The 14,693-nt window shown below is 68.1% G+C and carries 17 protein-coding genes; 3 read left to right on the top strand and 14 right to left on the bottom strand.

Features of this window, described 5'->3' with window-relative positions:
• Window positions 1–66 precede the first annotated feature (66 nt).
• Window positions 67–1,713: an MFS transporter gene (locus tag RSP45_RS12915; RefSeq protein ID WP_415392230.1), complete on the top strand. Its 1,647-nt coding sequence runs from the start codon at window positions 67–69 to the stop codon at window positions 1,711–1,713.
• A gap of 135 nt (window positions 1,714–1,848) precedes the next feature.
• The gene (locus tag RSP45_RS12910; protein WP_415392229.1) at window positions 1,849–2,148 is read left to right on the top strand and encodes a zf-TFIIB domain-containing protein; all 300 of its coding nucleotides are present in this window, start codon (window positions 1,849–1,851) and stop codon (window positions 2,146–2,148) included.
• A gap of 169 nt (window positions 2,149–2,317) precedes the next feature.
• Here RSP45_RS12910 and RSP45_RS12905 read toward each other — a convergent pair whose 3' ends face one another.
• Window positions 2,318–3,280, bottom strand: coding sequence for an L-malyl-CoA/beta-methylmalyl-CoA lyase (locus tag RSP45_RS12905; protein ID WP_415392228.1), 963 nt, complete (start codon window positions 3,278–3,280; stop codon window positions 2,318–2,320).
• Window positions 3,281–3,437: 157 nt separating this feature from the next.
• On the opposite strand from RSP45_RS12905, the gene RSP45_RS12900 reads away from it, so the two are divergent.
• Window positions 3,438–4,310, top strand: a complete 873-nt coding sequence (locus RSP45_RS12900) for a D-amino-acid transaminase (RefSeq protein ID WP_415392227.1) — start codon at window positions 3,438–3,440, stop codon at window positions 4,308–4,310.
• 108 nt (window positions 4,311–4,418) lie between these two features.
• Here RSP45_RS12900 and RSP45_RS12895 read toward each other — a convergent pair whose 3' ends face one another.
• The 13 genes from RSP45_RS12895 to RSP45_RS12835 all read right to left on the bottom strand — a co-directional run bounded on the left by RSP45_RS12895 (window position 4,419) and on the right by RSP45_RS12835 (window position 14,636).
• A complete protein-coding gene (locus RSP45_RS12895; protein ID WP_415392226.1) occupies window positions 4,419–5,432 on the bottom strand; it encodes an amino acid ABC transporter substrate-binding protein in 1,014 nt (337 codons plus the stop codon).
• Window positions 5,433–5,583: 151 nt separating this feature from the next.
• Window positions 5,584–6,321: an ATP12 family chaperone protein gene (locus RSP45_RS12890; protein ID WP_415392225.1), complete on the bottom strand. Its 738-nt coding sequence runs from the start codon at window positions 6,319–6,321 to the stop codon at window positions 5,584–5,586.
• Window positions 6,318–6,968, bottom strand: a complete 651-nt coding sequence (locus RSP45_RS12885; protein ID WP_415392224.1) for an HAD-IA family hydrolase — start codon at window positions 6,966–6,968, stop codon at window positions 6,318–6,320. The genes RSP45_RS12890 and RSP45_RS12885 overlap by 4 nt, the downstream gene beginning before the upstream one ends.
• The gene (locus tag RSP45_RS12880; RefSeq protein ID WP_415392223.1) at window positions 6,965–8,020 is read right to left on the bottom strand and encodes an RluA family pseudouridine synthase; all 1,056 of its coding nucleotides are present in this window, start codon (window positions 8,018–8,020) and stop codon (window positions 6,965–6,967) included. The genes RSP45_RS12885 and RSP45_RS12880 overlap by 4 nt, the downstream gene beginning before the upstream one ends.
• Window positions 8,017–8,391 (bottom strand): fluoride efflux transporter CrcB, encoded by a 375-nt coding sequence (gene crcB, locus RSP45_RS12875; RefSeq protein WP_415392222.1) that lies wholly within the window; start codon window positions 8,389–8,391, stop codon window positions 8,017–8,019. The genes RSP45_RS12880 and crcB overlap by 4 nt, the downstream gene beginning before the upstream one ends.
• A 46-nt stretch (window positions 8,392–8,437) precedes the next feature.
• Window positions 8,438–9,793, bottom strand: coding sequence for a replication-associated recombination protein A (locus RSP45_RS12870; RefSeq protein ID WP_415392221.1), 1,356 nt, complete (start codon window positions 9,791–9,793; stop codon window positions 8,438–8,440).
• Window positions 9,794–9,854: 61 nt separating this feature from the next.
• Complete coding sequence (locus RSP45_RS12865) at window positions 9,855–10,448, bottom strand: acyl-homoserine-lactone synthase (RefSeq protein WP_073067190.1); 594 nt, start codon at window positions 10,446–10,448, stop codon at window positions 9,855–9,857.
• Window positions 10,449–10,523: 75 nt separating this feature from the next.
• Entirely contained in the window at window positions 10,524–11,135 is a 612-nt protein-coding gene (locus RSP45_RS12860; RefSeq protein WP_415392220.1) for an autoinducer binding domain-containing protein, read from the bottom strand.
• Between the two features lie 225 nt (window positions 11,136–11,360).
• Window positions 11,361–11,774 (bottom strand): 50S ribosomal protein L17, encoded by a 414-nt coding sequence (rplQ, locus tag RSP45_RS12855; RefSeq protein ID WP_415392219.1) that lies wholly within the window; start codon window positions 11,772–11,774, stop codon window positions 11,361–11,363.
• A 116-nt stretch (window positions 11,775–11,890) separates the two neighbouring features.
• Complete coding sequence (locus RSP45_RS12850) at window positions 11,891–12,907, bottom strand: DNA-directed RNA polymerase subunit alpha (protein WP_090848046.1); 1,017 nt, start codon at window positions 12,905–12,907, stop codon at window positions 11,891–11,893.
• Window positions 12,908–13,021: 114 nt separating this feature from the next.
• Window positions 13,022–13,411: a 30S ribosomal protein S11 gene (rpsK, locus tag RSP45_RS12845; RefSeq protein ID WP_073067198.1), complete on the bottom strand. Its 390-nt coding sequence runs from the start codon at window positions 13,409–13,411 to the stop codon at window positions 13,022–13,024.
• Between the two features lie 15 nt (window positions 13,412–13,426).
• Complete coding sequence (gene rpsM / locus RSP45_RS12840; RefSeq protein WP_415392218.1) at window positions 13,427–13,795, bottom strand: 30S ribosomal protein S13; 369 nt, start codon at window positions 13,793–13,795, stop codon at window positions 13,427–13,429.
• A 181-nt stretch (window positions 13,796–13,976) separates the two neighbouring features.
• The gene (locus tag RSP45_RS12835; protein ID WP_303731057.1) at window positions 13,977–14,636 is read right to left on the bottom strand and encodes an adenylate kinase; all 660 of its coding nucleotides are present in this window, start codon (window positions 14,634–14,636) and stop codon (window positions 13,977–13,979) included.
• Between the last annotated feature and the right edge of the window lie 57 nt (window positions 14,637–14,693).

Here is a 14,693-nt window from a genome sequence, read left to right as displayed (position 1 = left end):
GTCAATCGCGCAGGGCCGCAACAGGTGGATTGTCCTTGCCGCCGCATCCGCTAGCTTGAGCAGGCAATGCCGTCCCCAGCCCCCCGCCCCTCTGCCCTGTCCCCGTTCCGCCACAAGGCGTTCCTGACCCTGTGGTCGGCGACGCTGATTTCCAATTTCGGCGGCATGGTGCAGGCGGTGGGCGCGGCCTGGCTGATGACGCAGCTGACCGACAGCGCCACGCTGGTGGCGCTGGTGCAGGCCTCGAACACCCTGCCGATCATGATGTTCGCGCTGCTGTCGGGGGCGCTGGCCGATATCTTCGAACGCCGCAGGCTGCTGTTGATCGCGCTGGCGATGATGGCCTCGGTGTCGCTGCTCCTGGCGGTGGTGGCTTGGGCGGGCGGGCTGAACCCCTACAGCCTGCTGGCGCTGACCTTCCTGCTGGGGGTCGGGCAGGCGCTTTACAACCCGCCGTGGCAGGCGAGCATGGGCGATCTGGTGCCGCGCGCCGACCTGCCGGCGGCGGTCACGCTGAACTCGGTCGGGTTCAACCTGATGCGCTCGGTCGGGCCGGCGGCGGGCGGGCTGATCGTCGCCGCCTTTGGCGCCGCCGCGGCGTTTGCGGTCAACGCGGTCAGCTATGTGCCGCTGATCGGGGCGCTGCTGCGCTGGCGGCCGCCGCCGCCCACCGGCCCGAAGATCCCGCCCGAGCCGCTGGGCCCGGCGCTGGCCGCGGGTCTGCGCTATGTGGCGCTGTCGCCGAACCTGCTGCGGGTGCTGCTGCGGGCGATGCTGTTCGGCTTTGCCGGGGTGGCGGTGCTGGCGCTGCTGCCGCTGCTGGCGGCGCAGCACCCCTCGGGCGGGTCGCTTCTGCTGGGGCTGCTGCTGGGCTGTTTCGGGCTGGGCGCGATCCTGGGCGCGGTGATCAACGCCCGCATCCGCGAGCGGCTGAACAACGAAAACGTGGTGCGGGTGGCGTTCATGGGCTTTGCCATCGCCTGCCTGGTGCTGTCGGTCGGCGGCAATTTCGCCTGGCAGGCGCTGGCGCTGCTGGTCGCCGGGGCCTGCTGGGTGCTGGCGCTGTCGCTGTTCAACGTGACCGTGCAGCTGTCGACGCCGCGCTGGGTGGTGGCGCGCGCGATGGCGCTGTATCAAAGTGCGACCTTCGGCGGCATGGCGGCGGGCGCCTGGCTGTGGGGCGGCATCGCCGGGGCGCGCGGGCTGGACACGGCCTTTGCCTGGGCGGCGGGGATGCTGATCCTGGGCGCGATCATCGGCCGCTGGTTCAGCCAGCCCGAGTTCGGCACCCTCGACCTCGACCCCGCCAACCGCTTCCGCGAGCCGTCGCTGGCCCTGGACCTGCGCGGACGTTCCGGGCCGATCGTGGTGATGATCGACTTTGAAATCGACCTGGAGGACGCGCCCGAGTTCCTGCGGCTGATGTCCAAGCGCCGCGCCATCCGCCGCCGCGACGGCGCCCGCAACTGGTCGCTGATGCGCGACCTGGAAAACCCGCGGCAGTGGACGGAAAGCTACCACATCGCCACCTGGGACGAATATGTCCGCCACAACCTGCGCCACACCATCGCCGATTCCGAGGTGACCGAGGCGGTGCAGGCGCTGCATCGCGGCCCCGGCAAGCCGGTCGTCCACCGCATGATCGAGCGCCACAGCATCAGCCCCGCCGACGACATGCCGCTGCTGGGCAAGATCGAGGTGCCGGGGTCCTGACGAAAAGGGGCGCTGCCCCTCGGCCCCTGCGGGGCCTCACCCCGGGATATTTGGACAAGGAAGAAGGGGCTTGCGGGGGGTTGCGCGGACGCGCCGGCGCCCTAACTGAGGGGAAGCAAACGGAGGACAACGGCAATGAAATGCCCGATGGACGGCGAGACCCTGGTGATGACCGAGCGCAGCGGGGTCGAGATCGACTACTGCCCGAAATGCCGCGGGGTGTGGCTGGACCGGGGCGAGCTGGACAAGATCCTCGAACGCGCCGCCTCGCCCGCCGCTGCCCCGGCCCCGCAGGCCGCCCGCCCGGCCGCCGCCCCCGACCTGCATGTGCCCCGGCAGTACGACCGCGACGACGACCGCTATCGCAAGGACGACGACCGGTATCGCAAGCCCAAGCGCCGCGAATCGTTCCTGTCGGACCTGTTCGATTTCTGAGGCCTTCGGGGTGCGCGGCCTAGCGACCGCCTGCCCCGCTACCGCCTGACACCGGCGGAAACGGGCCCCCAGAATAGGGACAGGCCCCGGGCGTGTGCACGGGACCTGTCGCTCCTCCCCCGAAAACGGCGGCCTCCCCGCCGGCCGTTCCCGGAATGTCAACGTCGGCTTACGCCTCGGCGGCGATCATTTCCGCCTGACGCACGATCACTTCTGCCTGACGAATCGATGCGATGTCAACCAGTCTACCTTTGTATACCGCGGCCCCGGCCCCGGATTTCTGCGCCTGATCCATGGCGGCGATGATCTCGCGCGCCTCGGCCACCGCGGCCTCGCTGGGGGAAAACACCTCATTCGCCAGCGCGACCTGGCTGGGGTGAATCGCCCATTTCCCGACCATGCCCAGCGTGGCCGAGCGCAGCGCCTGCGCGCGGAACCCCTCTTCGTCGCTGAAATCGCCGAACGGCCCGTCCACCGGCAGCACCCCGTGGGTGCGGCAGGCGGCGACGATGGCGGCCTGCGCCCAGTGCCACGGGTCGGACCAGTATTTCTGCCCCTGCCGCGCCATGTAGTAGTTTTCCTGGGTGCCGCCGATGCCGGTGGTCGCCATCCCCATGCTGGCCGCGAAATCGGCAGCGCCCAGGCTCATTGCCTGCAGGCGCGGGCTCGAGGCCGCGATTTCCTCGACATGGGAAATCCCGGCCGCGGTCTCGATGATGACCTCGAAGCTGATCGGCTTCTTGCGGCCCTTGGCGCGCTCGATCGCGGTGACCAGCGCGTCGACGGCATAGATGTCGGCGGCACAGCCGGCCTTGGGGATCATGATCTGGTCCAGCCGGTCGCCGGCCTGTTCCAGCAGGTCCACCACGTCGCGATACCAGTAGGGCGTGTCCAGCCCGTTGATGCGCACCGACAGGGTCTTGTTGCCCCAGTCGATATCGCCGATTGCCTGGATGATGTTCTTGCGCGCCTGTTCCTTGTCGTCGGGCGCCACCGAATCTTCCAGGTCGAGGTTGATCACATCCGCCGCCGAGGCCGCCATCTTGGCAAACAGCTGCGTGCGCGAGCCGGGTCCGAAAAGCTGGCAGCGGTTCAGGCGGGCGGGCGGGGCGGGCTGAAGCCGGAAGGACATGGGCACCTCGGGGCAATGATGTTTCGTCTCGTGCTGGGCGGGTGATAGATTATTGCTGCGCGCGCAGCAAGGCTTTCTGCACCTGCACCGCGCGGCGGCGGTTGATCCGCCAGCCGCATTGGCGCAGAACACCCCGGCAGCTTTCCCGGAGAGACCCATGACCCGCACCGTATTCGTCAACGGCAGCTACCTGCCCGAGGACCAGGCCACCGTTTCCATCTTCGACCGCGGGTTCCTGATGGCCGACGGTGTGTACGAGGTCGTCAGCGTGCTGGGCGGCAAGCTGCTGGACTTCGACGGCCACATGGCGCGGCTGGCGCGCTCGCTCGATGCGCTGGGGATCGCGCAGCCGATGACCGACGCCGACTGGCTGGCGGCGCAGCGCAGGCTGGTCGCCGACAACGCCGTCACCGACGGGCTGGTTTATCTGCAGGTCACCCGCGGCAACCCCGGCGACCGCGACTTTGCCTATCCGCCCGAGGATACCGCCCCCACGGTGGTGATGTTCACCCAGTCGAAACCGGGGCTTGCCGAAAACCCGCAAGCGCGGACCGGACTGCGCATCTGCACCGTCCCCGACATCCGCTGGGCGCGGCGCGACATCAAGACGGTGCAGCTGCTCTACCCCTCGATGGCCAAGATGGAGGCCAAGGCGCGCGGCTGCGACGACGCCTGGCTGGTCGAGGACGGGCCCTCGGGCCAGGTGGTGACCGAGGGCACCTCGAACAACGCCTATATCGTCAAGGGCGGCAGCATCGTCACCCGGGCGCTGTCGAACGACATCCTGCACGGGATCACCCGCGCCGCGGTGCTGCGTTTCGCGCGCGAGGCGCAGATGACGGTCGAGGAGCGCAGCTTCACCGTGGACGAGGCCAAGGCCGCGGACGAAGCCTTCGTCACCTCGGCCTCGGCCTTCGTGATGCCGGTGGTGGAAATCGACGGCACCACGATCAGCGACGGCCGCCCCGGCCCCGTCGCCCGCCGCCTGCGCGAGATCTATCTGGAGGAAAGCCGCAAGGCCGCGATCTGACCTTCCCCGGCCGCGCCCGCCCGGCGCGGCCCGCCTGCCCTGCACCGGCAGGGACTTCTTTCTGGCCCAAATACCCCTGCGACCGCGCCGCCGACGCGGCGCCGCCCCTTAGCGGAACGGCATCGCGTACATCAGCCCGCCCTGGGTCCACAGCGCATTCAGCCCGCGCGGCAGCCCGATGGGGGTCTGTTCGCCGATATTGGCGGCAAAGATCTCGCCATAATTGCCCGAGGCGGCGATGGCGCGCTTGGCCCATTCCCGGTCCAGCCCCAGCATCGCGCCGTAATCCTCGGCGCTGCCCAGCATCCGCTGCACATCGGGGTTGTTCGAGGATTTCGACAGCTCTTCGAGGTTGGCCGAGGTAACGCCGTATTCCTCGGCCGAGATCAGCGCGAAGATCGTCCAGCGCACGATGTCGCCCCAGTTGTCGTCGCCATGGCGGACCGCCGGGGCCAGCGGTTCCTTGGAAATGATCTCGGGCAGGATCACGTGGCTGTCGGGATCGGCAAAGGCCGCGCGGGTCGCCGCCAACCCCGAGGCGTCGGTGGTATAGGCGTCGCAGGCGCCCGCCATGTATTGCTGCTCGCCTTCCGAGTTCGAATCCACCTGCACCGCCTGATAGGTCAGGTTGTTGGCGCGGAACCAGTCGGCCAGGTTCATTTCCGTCGAGGTGTCGGACTGCACGCAGATGGTCTTGTCGTCCAGATCCATCGCCGAGGTCACGCCCAGCTCCTTGCGGACCATGAATCCCTGACCGTCATAGTAATTCACCGCGGTGAAGTCGAACTTCATCGCGATGTCACGCTGAAAGGTCCAAGTCGAGTTGCGCGCCAGCAGGTCCACGTCGCCCGACTCCAGCGCGACAAAGCGGCTTTGCCCGGTGGTGGGGACGTATTTCACCTTGGAGGGATCGCCCAGCACCGCCGCCGCCACCGCCTTGCAGATCGCCACGTCGAAGCCCGACCAGTTGCCGTTGGCGTCCGGGGCGGCAAAGCCGACCAGCCCGGTGTTGACCCCACAATTCAGCACCCCGCGTTCCCTGACCTGCGCCAGCGTGTCGCCGTCGGCGGCGACTGCGGTAGCGGGGCCGATCGCCAGCGCCACCGCCATCAACGGGGCCATCGCTGCGGCCGGGGCCGGGAATAGCTTGTCTCGCATGGACACCCTCTCTGTTGCCGGCCGGATCTGCGCCCGGCGCGTTATGTGCGGACCCGACCGCAGGTGCGACCAGCCGCGCTGGCGCTGAAACAATTTCTCGGGTTCAGGCCATCCGTCAAGCGTTATGGCAAGCGGGCGGATCGCCGCACAATAGACCCAGCAGCCGCTCGGCCACAAGCATCGCGTCCAGCCGCGCGGCAGCGGCGGCATCGGCCTCGGAGTCGCGGCCCCAAAGCGCGGCCTGATGCTCGTCGTCCAGCCGCGACAGCGCGTGCGCCGCCGCCGCATCCAGCCGCCCGTGCAGCACCGCCAGCCCCAGGACCAGCGAGCCGGGCAGCGTCACCAGATCGTGCACCGCCGTCAGCTGCCAGGGCGACAGCGCATCCAGCCGCGCCCGCAGCCGCGCCAGCGCGCCCGGGTCCTGCGCGACCGGGATCACCCCTTGCGTGACCCGCAGCGCCGCCCCCAGTTCCTGCGCTGCCCAGTCGAGCAGCGGGTCCCACTGCGCCGCCTGCTGCGCGGCCAGTTCCGCCGGATGGGCGGCGCGATAGCACAGAAGATCGGTGCCGCCGTATTCCGCCAGCATCCCCGCGACCTGTGCAAATTGCGGCGCGACCCGTTCGACGGCCGAGTTCGCGGCGCGGGTCAGCGGCATCGTTGCAGGTGCAATCACATCCTGCTGCGCATCCCATTCGGCGGCCACCGCCTGCGCCAGCGCCTGCGTCGGCAGCACCAGCGGCAGCTTTCCCGGGGTGCGCAGCGCGCGGTCGTCCAGCCGCAGCTGCCAGCCGTCGCCCACGGGCTCGACGGCGGTGGTCGTCCAGAACCGCCGCGCCTTCCACTCGCCGCTCATGCCGCCCACTCCTCGATCAGCGCGTGCAGCTGCGGGAAATCTGTCGCGACCGAGCGCGCACCGGCGGCGAACAGCTCGGCCGCCGGGTGGTGGCCCCAGCCGACGCCCAGCCCGGCGATGCCGGCATTGCGCGCCATCAGCATGTCGAAGCTGGTGTCCCCGATCATCACCGCATCCCGCGCGCCGGTGTCCGACAGGCAGGACAGGATCATCCCCGGCGCAGGCTTCGACGGATGCCCGTCCGCGCAATGGGTGGCGGCGAAATATCCGCCCAGCCCATGCGCCGCCAGCAGCCCGTCCAGCCCGCGCCGCGATTTGCCGGTCGCCACCGCCATCAGCAGGTCGCCCCGCCCGGCCAACTGCCGCAGACAGTCCAGCGCCCCCGGGAACAACGGCGATTCGGCGGCCGAGCGGGCGGCGAAGTAATGGCTGCGGTAGCCCTCGACCACCTCGGCGCGGGTGGCGGGGTCGGCATCGGGCAGCAGCGTCGCCACCGCCACCGGCAGCGACAGCCCGACGATGCTGCTGACCTGCGCCGCCGGCAGCGGCGGCAGCCCGGCGCGGGTGGTGCCCGCCTGCATCGCAGCCATGATCTGCGCGTGGCTGTCGACCAGCGTGCCGTCGATGTCCCAGATGACCAGCTTCATGTATTCCCCATCAGATCGGCGAACGGGTCGGCCGGCACCTCGTTCTCGTGCCAGCCCAGCGTCTTCCACGTCCGCGCCATGTGTTCGGGCAGCGGCGCGGTGATGGTGATGCGCTGCCCCGTCACCGGGTGATCAAAGGCGATCGAGCGCGCGTGCAGATGCAGCTTGCGGCTGATTTCCCCGCCCAGCTGCGCGCCCCAGCCGTCGCCCAGGTTTTCCTGCCCCGAGCCGCCGTATTTCCCGTCGCCGATGATCGGGTGCCCCAACTCGGCCATATGGGCGCGCAGCTGGTGGGTGCGGCCCGTGACCGGCACCAGCGCACACCAGGATACCCGGCTGCCAAGGCTGTCGAGCACCGCGTAATCGGTGGTGGCGCGCTTGGCGCCCTCGGTCTGGTCCACCTTGGCGGGGTGGACGCAGATCATCTTTTCGCCCTCGCCACCGCGGCCGTGGCCGGGCGCCTTGACCAGGCCAAAGCGGATCGTGCCCAGCTTGGGCGAGGGCACGCCGGCCACCGCCGCCCAGTAGATCTTGCGGGTGGTGCGCGCCCGGAACGCCTCGGACAGGCGGCGCGCCACCCGGTCGGTGCGCGCCAGCAGCAACACCCCCGAGGTGTCCTTGTCCAGCCGGTGCACCAGCTTGGGGCGTTCCTTGTAGCCAAACATCAGCGCCGCGCTGAGCCCGTCCACATGCCGGTCCCCCTGCCCCGAGCCGCCCTGCGACGGCAGCCCGGCGGGCTTGTTCAGGGCGATGACATGTTCGTCCTTCCACAGCACCGCCGCCTGGATCATCTGCGCGTCGGTTTCGCGGATCGCCGCGCGGGGCTGTGCCGGAACCGGCGCAGCAGCCGGCAGCGGCGGGACGCGGATTTCCTGCCCGGCCTCGACCCGTGTCGCGGGCTTGACGCGGCCGCCGTCCACCCGCAGCTGCCCGGTGCGGCAGAGTTTCTCGATCGCGATCTGGTTCAGCTGCGGGAACCGGCGCCTGAGCCAGCGGTCCAGCCGCTGCTCGCCCTCGTCCGCGCCGACGCGGATCACCTGCACCCCGCTCATGCCAGCACCTTTTGCCCAACGGCCAGCCCCGCCAGCAGCGCCGCCAGCGACAGCCCGACGCTGGCCGCGACATAGGCCAGCGCCACCGCGCCCTGCCCGCGCTGCCACAGCGTCACCGTATCCAGCGAGAACGCCGAAAACGTGGTGAACCCGCCCAGAAGCCCGGTCATCAGCAAGGGCGCCAGCGCATTGCCGCGGCCCGCCAGCACCACCACCAGCAGCCCCATCAGGAACGAGCCCGCGACATTCACCGCCAGCGTCCCCGCCGGGAATCCCGGCCCCAACAGCCGCCCCGCGCCGATATTGACGCCGTGGCGCGCCACGGCCCCCACCGCGCCGCCAAGCGCCACCTGTAAAACCGGATGCATCATCGCGCTGACCTGTAGCCGCGCGGGGGCAAAGTCAACCGATCCGCCATCAGCCCCCTCGCTTCAGCCGCTGGCTGACGAACCAGTCCAGCCGCTTTTTCAACTCGCGCTCAAAGCCGCGCTCGACGGGGGTGTAAAGCACCGGGCGGCGCATCCCCTCGGGGAAGTAGTTCTGCCCGGAAAACCCGTCCTCGGCGTCGTGGTCATAGGCGTAGCCGGCGCCGTAGCCCTGTTCCTTCATCAGCCGGGTCGGCGCGTTCAGGATATGGGCGGGCGGCATCAGGCTGCCGGTCTTGCGCGCCTCGGCCCGCGCGCCCTTGTAGGCGGCGTAGCTGGCGTTCGATTTCGGGGCAAGCGCCAGATAGATCACCGCATTGGCCAGCGCCAGCTCGCCCTCGGGCGAGCCCAGCCGTTCGTACATCGCCCAGGCGTCCAGGCAATGGCGCTGCGCGGCGGGGTCGGCCAGGCCGATATCCTCGATCGCCATGCGGGTGATGCGGCGGGCGAGATAGCGGGGATCCTCGCCCCCCTCGAGCATCCGCGCCAGCCAGTAGAGCGCCGCATCCGGGTCCGAGCCGCGCACCGATTTATGCAGCGCCGAGATCAGGTTGTAATGTTCATCCCCCGACTTGTCATATTTCGCCGCCCGCCGCATCAGTCGCTGCGACAGCTCGGCCGGGCCCAGCGGGTGGTCGGTCTTCCACGCCATCACCTGCTCGATCAGGTTCAGCACGGCGCGGCCGTCGCCGTCGGCCATGGAAAGCAGCGATTCGCGCGCCTCGCCGGTCAGGGGCAGCGCGCGGCCCAGCTCGCGCTCGGCCCGCTGGGCGAGCAGCTCCAGATCGGACAGCTCCAGCCGCTTGAGCACGACGACCTGCGCGCGCGACAGCAGCGCGGCGTTCAGCTCGAAACTGGGGTTTTCGGTGGTGGCGCCGACCAGCAGGATGGTGCCGTCTTCCATATGGGGCAGGAAACTGTCCTGCTGCGCCTTGTTGAAACGGTGGATTTCATCGACGAACAGCAGCGTGCCCTGGCCGGTGGCATGGCGCTGGCGGGCGGCGTCGAACAGCTTGCGCAGCTCGGGGACGCCGGAAAAGATTGCGGAAATCTGCACGAACTCGCGATCGGTCTGGTCGGCCAGCAGCCGCGCGATGGTGGTCTTGCCGACCCCGGGCGGGCCCCAGAGGATCAGCGAGGACAGGCTGCCCGCGGCAAGCATCGCGCCCAGCGGGCCGTCCGGCCCCAGCACATCGCCCTGGCCGACGACATCGCCCAGACGCTGCGGGCGGATGCGGTCGGCCAGCGGTCGATGCGCCGGGCGGGCGGATGCGGACCCGCGCGGGGCGTCGCCCCTGTCGCGAGGGTCACGGTCGTCAGGGGCTGGGTTGTCGAACAGGTCGGCCATGGCGGGCAGATTACGCTGCCCGCCACGCGGAGGGTATCCCCCACACCCTACCCCGGCCACCTCAGTGCATCTTGCTGGCGAGGTTGATCGCAACGCACTGGAAATCGCCGTCGTCGATCCACATCACCCGGCCGATGGCCTCGGCCTCGACACCGCAGCGGCCGTACCAGCGGGGCCATTTCGCGTCGGTCAGCGCGACCAGCCGGGTGGCGCCCAGCTCGCGCGCCGCCCGCGTCATCGCCCCGGCCATGGTCATGTGCACCCGGCGGCGAATCGCCATCGGCGTCGCATGGTTCACGAACACCCGCGTGCATTCCCACACCTGCGGATCGACCGGAGCCTCCTCATACAGCAGGTCCTGCGGGATCGACCCGCCCAGAATCCCGCGCTGCGCGTCGCGGATCATATAGGAATAGATCCCGCACTGGGCGGTCGTGGGGGTCAGCCGGAAGCCCCCGAGCACATGGTTTTCGCCATCATGCACGGCCACCCAGCGGCTGGCCGGGGTGTCATACTGGTCGAACTCCATCCCGTCCGCCTGCGGCAGGTCCCAGTTCTTCTGGACGATGAAGCTTTGGCGGCGGGCGCGGAACAGATTGGCGAACAGGTCTCCGTGGTTGTGAAGGTTGCTGAAGGAAAGCGTGGTGGTCTGCATGGTTTTCTCCTGGGGTTGTAAGGGTTGAGCCCCCCCGGAGCGAACGCGGTGAAAGGAACTTTCGAGGCGAACGGTTTACAGCAGACGGTAATCCTTTGCTCGTTGCAGCGCCTCGGCAGTCGTCTTGGCCATCAACCTTTCACGGGCCGAGATCAGACGCGCCTTGAACGCACTTTCGGTAATGCCGAGCTTAGCGGCCGCCGCTGCGTGGCGATCACCCTCCGCGATGCACCGAAGGGCCTCTTGCTGAGCCTTCGTCAGGCTCTCCGGCGGCTCGGTGATGTCATGGAGCCGTCGTACCAGCGCCGAGATCGCTTCGATCTCGTCATCCGTGAATTCGCGGGTGCCGTGGGCAAAACTGGCGATGGTGCGCGACTTGATCGGGCCGCAGGACACCGTCAGACCATAGGTCAACCCATGCCGACCCGCGTCTGCCATGATGCCGAACGGGTCGGGGATCGGCATTGCAGACCACCGGACGGTTCCGGTGGTCGAAAACCCCCAGGCGATGGTCGGATCGCGCAGGGCAAAGGCGTTGGCCGTATAATGTTCCGCCCAGGCTTCGGGGTAGGTCTGGAACATCATGATCGGCGAGGTGAACCGAATATGCAGCCCGATCGAATAGCCGGATTGGGCCAGCTTTTGCAGGCGGGACAGGGTCGCGGTAATCTCGGCTCTCAAGGACATGGCTTTTTAGACAGATTGCTCGGAACTAGATCTCTGTTAACTATGCAGAATGGGAAGGACTATGCCAGAGATGTGGCGTAAATCATGTGCTTTCCACCGAACATTCACGCAGATAAGTGTTAAAAAAGCCCGCACAGCAAACTGTGCGGGCGCGCATGTGACGCAACGTCACTGGACAAATCATGCCGCGCCCGACGGCCGGAGCCACCGGGCGCGCAGTCCGGCCTAGTCTTCCAGCTCGGCTTCCAGGCGGGCGCGGTCGCCGGCGCCCTTGGCCGAGACGTCGCGCTCGACGAACTCGATGATCGCCATCGGCGCCATGTCGCCATAGCGGAACCCGGCCTTCAGCACGCGGACATAGCCGCCCTGGCGGTCCTTGTAGCGCGGGCCCAGCTGCTCGAACAGCTTGGCAACAGGCGCATCCTGCTTGAGCTGGGCAGCCGCCAGCCGGCGGGCGTGCAGGTCGCCGCGCTTGGCCAGGGTGATCAGCTTTTCGATGATCGGGCGCAGTTCCTTGGCCTTGGGCAGGGTGGTCTTGATCTGCTCATGCTCGATCAGGCTGCAGGCCATGTTGGAAAACAGCGACTTGCGGTGCTCGTGGGTGCGGTTGAGGCGGCGATAGCCGCGGGCGTGACGCATGGTGGTCTCCTATCAGCGTTTTGCTTTGTCCGGCGGCCGTGCGTTGCGGACGCTCTCCTTGGGGCGGTATGCCCGGGTGTCGAAGGTGCGTCCACAGGACGCACCTTACGCCGTTATCAGAACTGGTCGTCGAAGCGCTTGGCCAGGTCCTCGATGTTCTCCGGTGGCCAGTCGACCACGTCCATGCCCAGATGCAGGCCCATGCCCGACAGCACTTCCTTGATCTCGTTCAAGGACTTGCGGCCGAAGTTCGGGGTCCGCAGCATCTCGGCCTCGGTCTTCTGGATCAGGTCGCCGATATAGACGATGTTGTCGTTCTTGAGGCAGTTGGCCGACCGGACCGACAGCTCCAGCTCGTCGACCTTCTTCAACAGGCGCGGGTCGAACTCCAGCCCGTCCTCGGCGTCCTGGGTGCGGGCCGATTCCGGCTCCTCGAAGTTGACGAACACCGCCAGCTGATCCTGCAGGATGCGGGCGGCATAGGCCACCGCGTCCTCGGGGGTCAGCGAGCCGTCGGTCTCGATGCGCATGGTCAGCTTGTCATAGTCCAGCACCTGCCCTTCGCGGGTGGGGGTGACTTCGTAGCTGACCCGCTTGACCGGCGAAAAGATCGCGTCGATCGGGATCAGCCCGATCGGGGAATCCTCGGCGCGGTTCTTGTCGGCGGCAACGTAACCCTTGCCCACGGAAACCGTCAGTTCCATGTTCAGCTCGGCGCCCTCGTCGAGGTTGCAGATCACATGGTCGCGGTTCAGCACGGTGATGCCGGCGGTCTCGGCGATCTGGCCGGCCTTGACCTCGCCCGGGCCCTTGGCTGACAGGGTCAGCCGCTTGGGGCCCTCGACGTCCATCTTCAGCGTCACGCCCTTGAGGTTCAGGACGATGTCGGTCACGTCCTCGCGGACGCCGGGGACGGACGAGAATTCATGCAGCACGTTGTCGATCTGCACGCTGGTGATGGCGCCGCCCTGCAGCGAGGACATCAGCACGCGGCGCAGCGCGTTGCCCAGCGTCAGGCCGAAGCCCCGCTCCAGCGGCTCGGCGACGATGGTGGCGACGCGGGCCGCGTCGGCGCCCGGCCGGATATCCAGCTGCAAGGGCTTGATCAGTTCGGCCCAGTTCTTGTGGATCATGCGATTGCCTCCATTCCTGTTCCCGGCCCCATGACCAGCCGCCGGAAACGCCCGAGGTAAAATGCGAAACCCGGCCCGCACCAATCGGCGCGGGCCGGCAGAAAATCCGGTGGATCAGACCCGGCGGCGCTTGGGCGGGCGGCAGCCGTTATGCGCGATCGGGGTCACGTCGCGGATCGCGGTGATGTTGAAGCCGACGGCGGCCAGCGCGCGCAGCGCCGATTCGCGGCCCGAGCCGGGGCCCTGAACCTCGACCTCGATGGTGCGCATCCCGTGTTCCTGCGCCTTCTTGCCGGCGTCCTCGGCGGCCATCTGCGCGGCATAGGGGGTCGATTTCCGCGAGCCCTTGAAGCCCATGGTGCCGGCCGACGACCACGAGATCGCGTTGCCCTGCACGTCCGAAATCAGGATCTTGGTGTTGTTGAACGAGCTGTTCACATGCGCCACGCCGGTGGCGATGTTCTTGCGTTCCTTGCGCTTCATGCGCGTCTTGTCGCGTGCCATGGTCCCAAGCCCTCCTTACTTCTTCTTGCCGGCGATCGGTTTCGCCGGGCCCTTGCGGGTGCGGGCGTTGGTGTGGGTGCGCTGGCCGCGCACGGGCAGGCCGCGGCGGTGGCGCAGGCCGCGGTACGAGCCGAGGTCCATCAGGCGCTTGATGTTCATCTGCGACTCGCGGCGCAGGTCGCCCTCGACGGTCAGGTTGGCGTCGATGTATTCACGGATCTGCAGGACTTCGGCGTCCGACAGTTCGTTCACGCGGCGGGTCGGGTCGATGCCGACGGCCTGGACGATCTGTTCGGCATACATCGGGCCGATGCCGTGGATATATTGCAGCGCGATCGGGACGCGCTTGCCGGTCGGGATATTGACGCCAGCGATACGGGCCAAAGCCGTTCTTCCTTTACGTTGCGGTTCCGTAGTGCCGGAACCTTTTTTCACAACCAATGGCCCTCGGCATCACGCCTCGGGCCATCGCTTCACCCCGAATGGGTGATTCTCGGATGAGATGCCTGCGGTTAAAGTATCGCGCGCCCCGCGTCAACATGCCGCCCGGACGCCCGAGCCGGTTTCAGCCGCCGATCCGGTCCACGATCGCCGCGACCTGGCGCCCGACCTCGTCCATTTCCGCCATGCCGTCGACGGGGGCCAGGGTCTTCTTGGCATAGTAATACCCCACCAGCGGCGAGGTCTTCTTGTAGTATTCCATCAGCCGCGTCTTGAGGCTTTCGGGATTGTCGTCGGCGCGCCGCTTCATGTCGGTGCTGCCGCAGACGTCGCATTTGCCGGGCTCTTTCGTTGGGCGGGTGGTGTCGTGATAGACCTCGCCGCAGTTGCCGCAGGTAAAGCGGCCGCTGATGCGGTCGACCAGCGCCTCGTCGTCGACGCGCATCTCGATCACCGCGTCGATCTTGCGGCCCATGCCGTCCAGCAGCTCCTCGAGCGCGTCGGCTTGGGCCAGGGTGCGCGGGAAGCCATCGAAGATGAAGCCGGGAGCCTCGACCGTATCCAGCTTTTCGCGGATCAGCCCGATCACGATCTCATCGGTGACCAGCTGGCCGCGGTCCATCACATCGGCCACGATCTTGCCCATCTCGGTGCCCGAGCTGCGCGCATCGCGCAGCATGTCGCCGGTGGAAAGCTGCACCAGCCCCCGTTCTTCGACCAGGGTGCGGGCCTGGGTGCCCTTGCCCGCGCCGGGCGGGCCCAGCAGGATGATGTTGATCGTCACGCGGCGTCCCCTTTCCGTAATCTCAGCTGGCCCGTTGAAAGGCTCCGTTATCAATAG

The sequence above is a fragment of the Paracoccus sp. SJTW-4 genome (genome assembly GCF_047716885.1).
GTDB classification, from domain to species: Bacteria; Pseudomonadota; Alphaproteobacteria; order Rhodobacterales; family Rhodobacteraceae; genus Paracoccus; species Paracoccus solventivorans.
Note: the sequence above shows the minus strand (reverse complement) of the source record. Positions and strands in the feature narration are given on the sequence as shown.

Excerpts from the sequence above, each read along its gene's own strand:
- RSP45_RS12915 (WP_415392230.1), top strand. The coding sequence starts at position 67 with ATGCCGTCCCCAGCCCCCCGCCCCTCTGCCCTGTCCCCGTTCCGCCAC.
- RSP45_RS12910 (WP_415392229.1), top strand. The coding sequence starts at position 1,849 with ATGAAATGCCCGATGGACGGCGAGACCCTGGTGATGACCGAGCGCAGC.
- RSP45_RS12905 (WP_415392228.1), bottom strand. The coding sequence starts at position 3,280 with ATGTCCTTCCGGCTTCAGCCCGCCCCGCCCGCCCGCCTGAACCGCTGC.
- RSP45_RS12900 (WP_415392227.1), top strand. The coding sequence starts at position 3,438 with ATGACCCGCACCGTATTCGTCAACGGCAGCTACCTGCCCGAGGACCAG.
- RSP45_RS12895 (WP_415392226.1), bottom strand. The coding sequence starts at position 5,432 with ATGGCCCCGTTGATGGCGGTGGCGCTGGCGATCGGCCCCGCTACCGCA.
- RSP45_RS12890 (WP_415392225.1), bottom strand. The coding sequence starts at position 6,321 with ATGAGCGGCGAGTGGAAGGCGCGGCGGTTCTGGACGACCACCGCCGTC.
- RSP45_RS12885 (WP_415392224.1), bottom strand. The coding sequence starts at position 6,968 with ATGAAGCTGGTCATCTGGGACATCGACGGCACGCTGGTCGACAGCCAC.
- RSP45_RS12880 (WP_415392223.1), bottom strand. The coding sequence starts at position 8,020 with ATGAGCGGGGTGCAGGTGATCCGCGTCGGCGCGGACGAGGGCGAGCAG.
- crcB (WP_415392222.1), bottom strand. The coding sequence starts at position 8,391 with ATGATGCATCCGGTTTTACAGGTGGCGCTTGGCGGCGCGGTGGGGGCC.
- RSP45_RS12870 (WP_415392221.1), bottom strand. The coding sequence starts at position 9,793 with ATGGCCGACCTGTTCGACAACCCAGCCCCTGACGACCGTGACCCTCGC.
- RSP45_RS12865 (WP_073067190.1), bottom strand. The coding sequence starts at position 10,448 with ATGCAGACCACCACGCTTTCCTTCAGCAACCTTCACAACCACGGAGAC.
- RSP45_RS12860 (WP_415392220.1), bottom strand. The coding sequence starts at position 11,135 with ATGTCCTTGAGAGCCGAGATTACCGCGACCCTGTCCCGCCTGCAAAAG.
- rplQ (WP_415392219.1), bottom strand. The coding sequence starts at position 11,774 with ATGCGTCACGCCCGCGGCTATCGCCGCCTCAACCGCACCCACGAGCAC.
- RSP45_RS12850 (WP_090848046.1), bottom strand. The coding sequence starts at position 12,907 with ATGATCCACAAGAACTGGGCCGAACTGATCAAGCCCTTGCAGCTGGAT.
- rpsK (WP_073067198.1), bottom strand. The coding sequence starts at position 13,411 with ATGGCACGCGACAAGACGCGCATGAAGCGCAAGGAACGCAAGAACATC.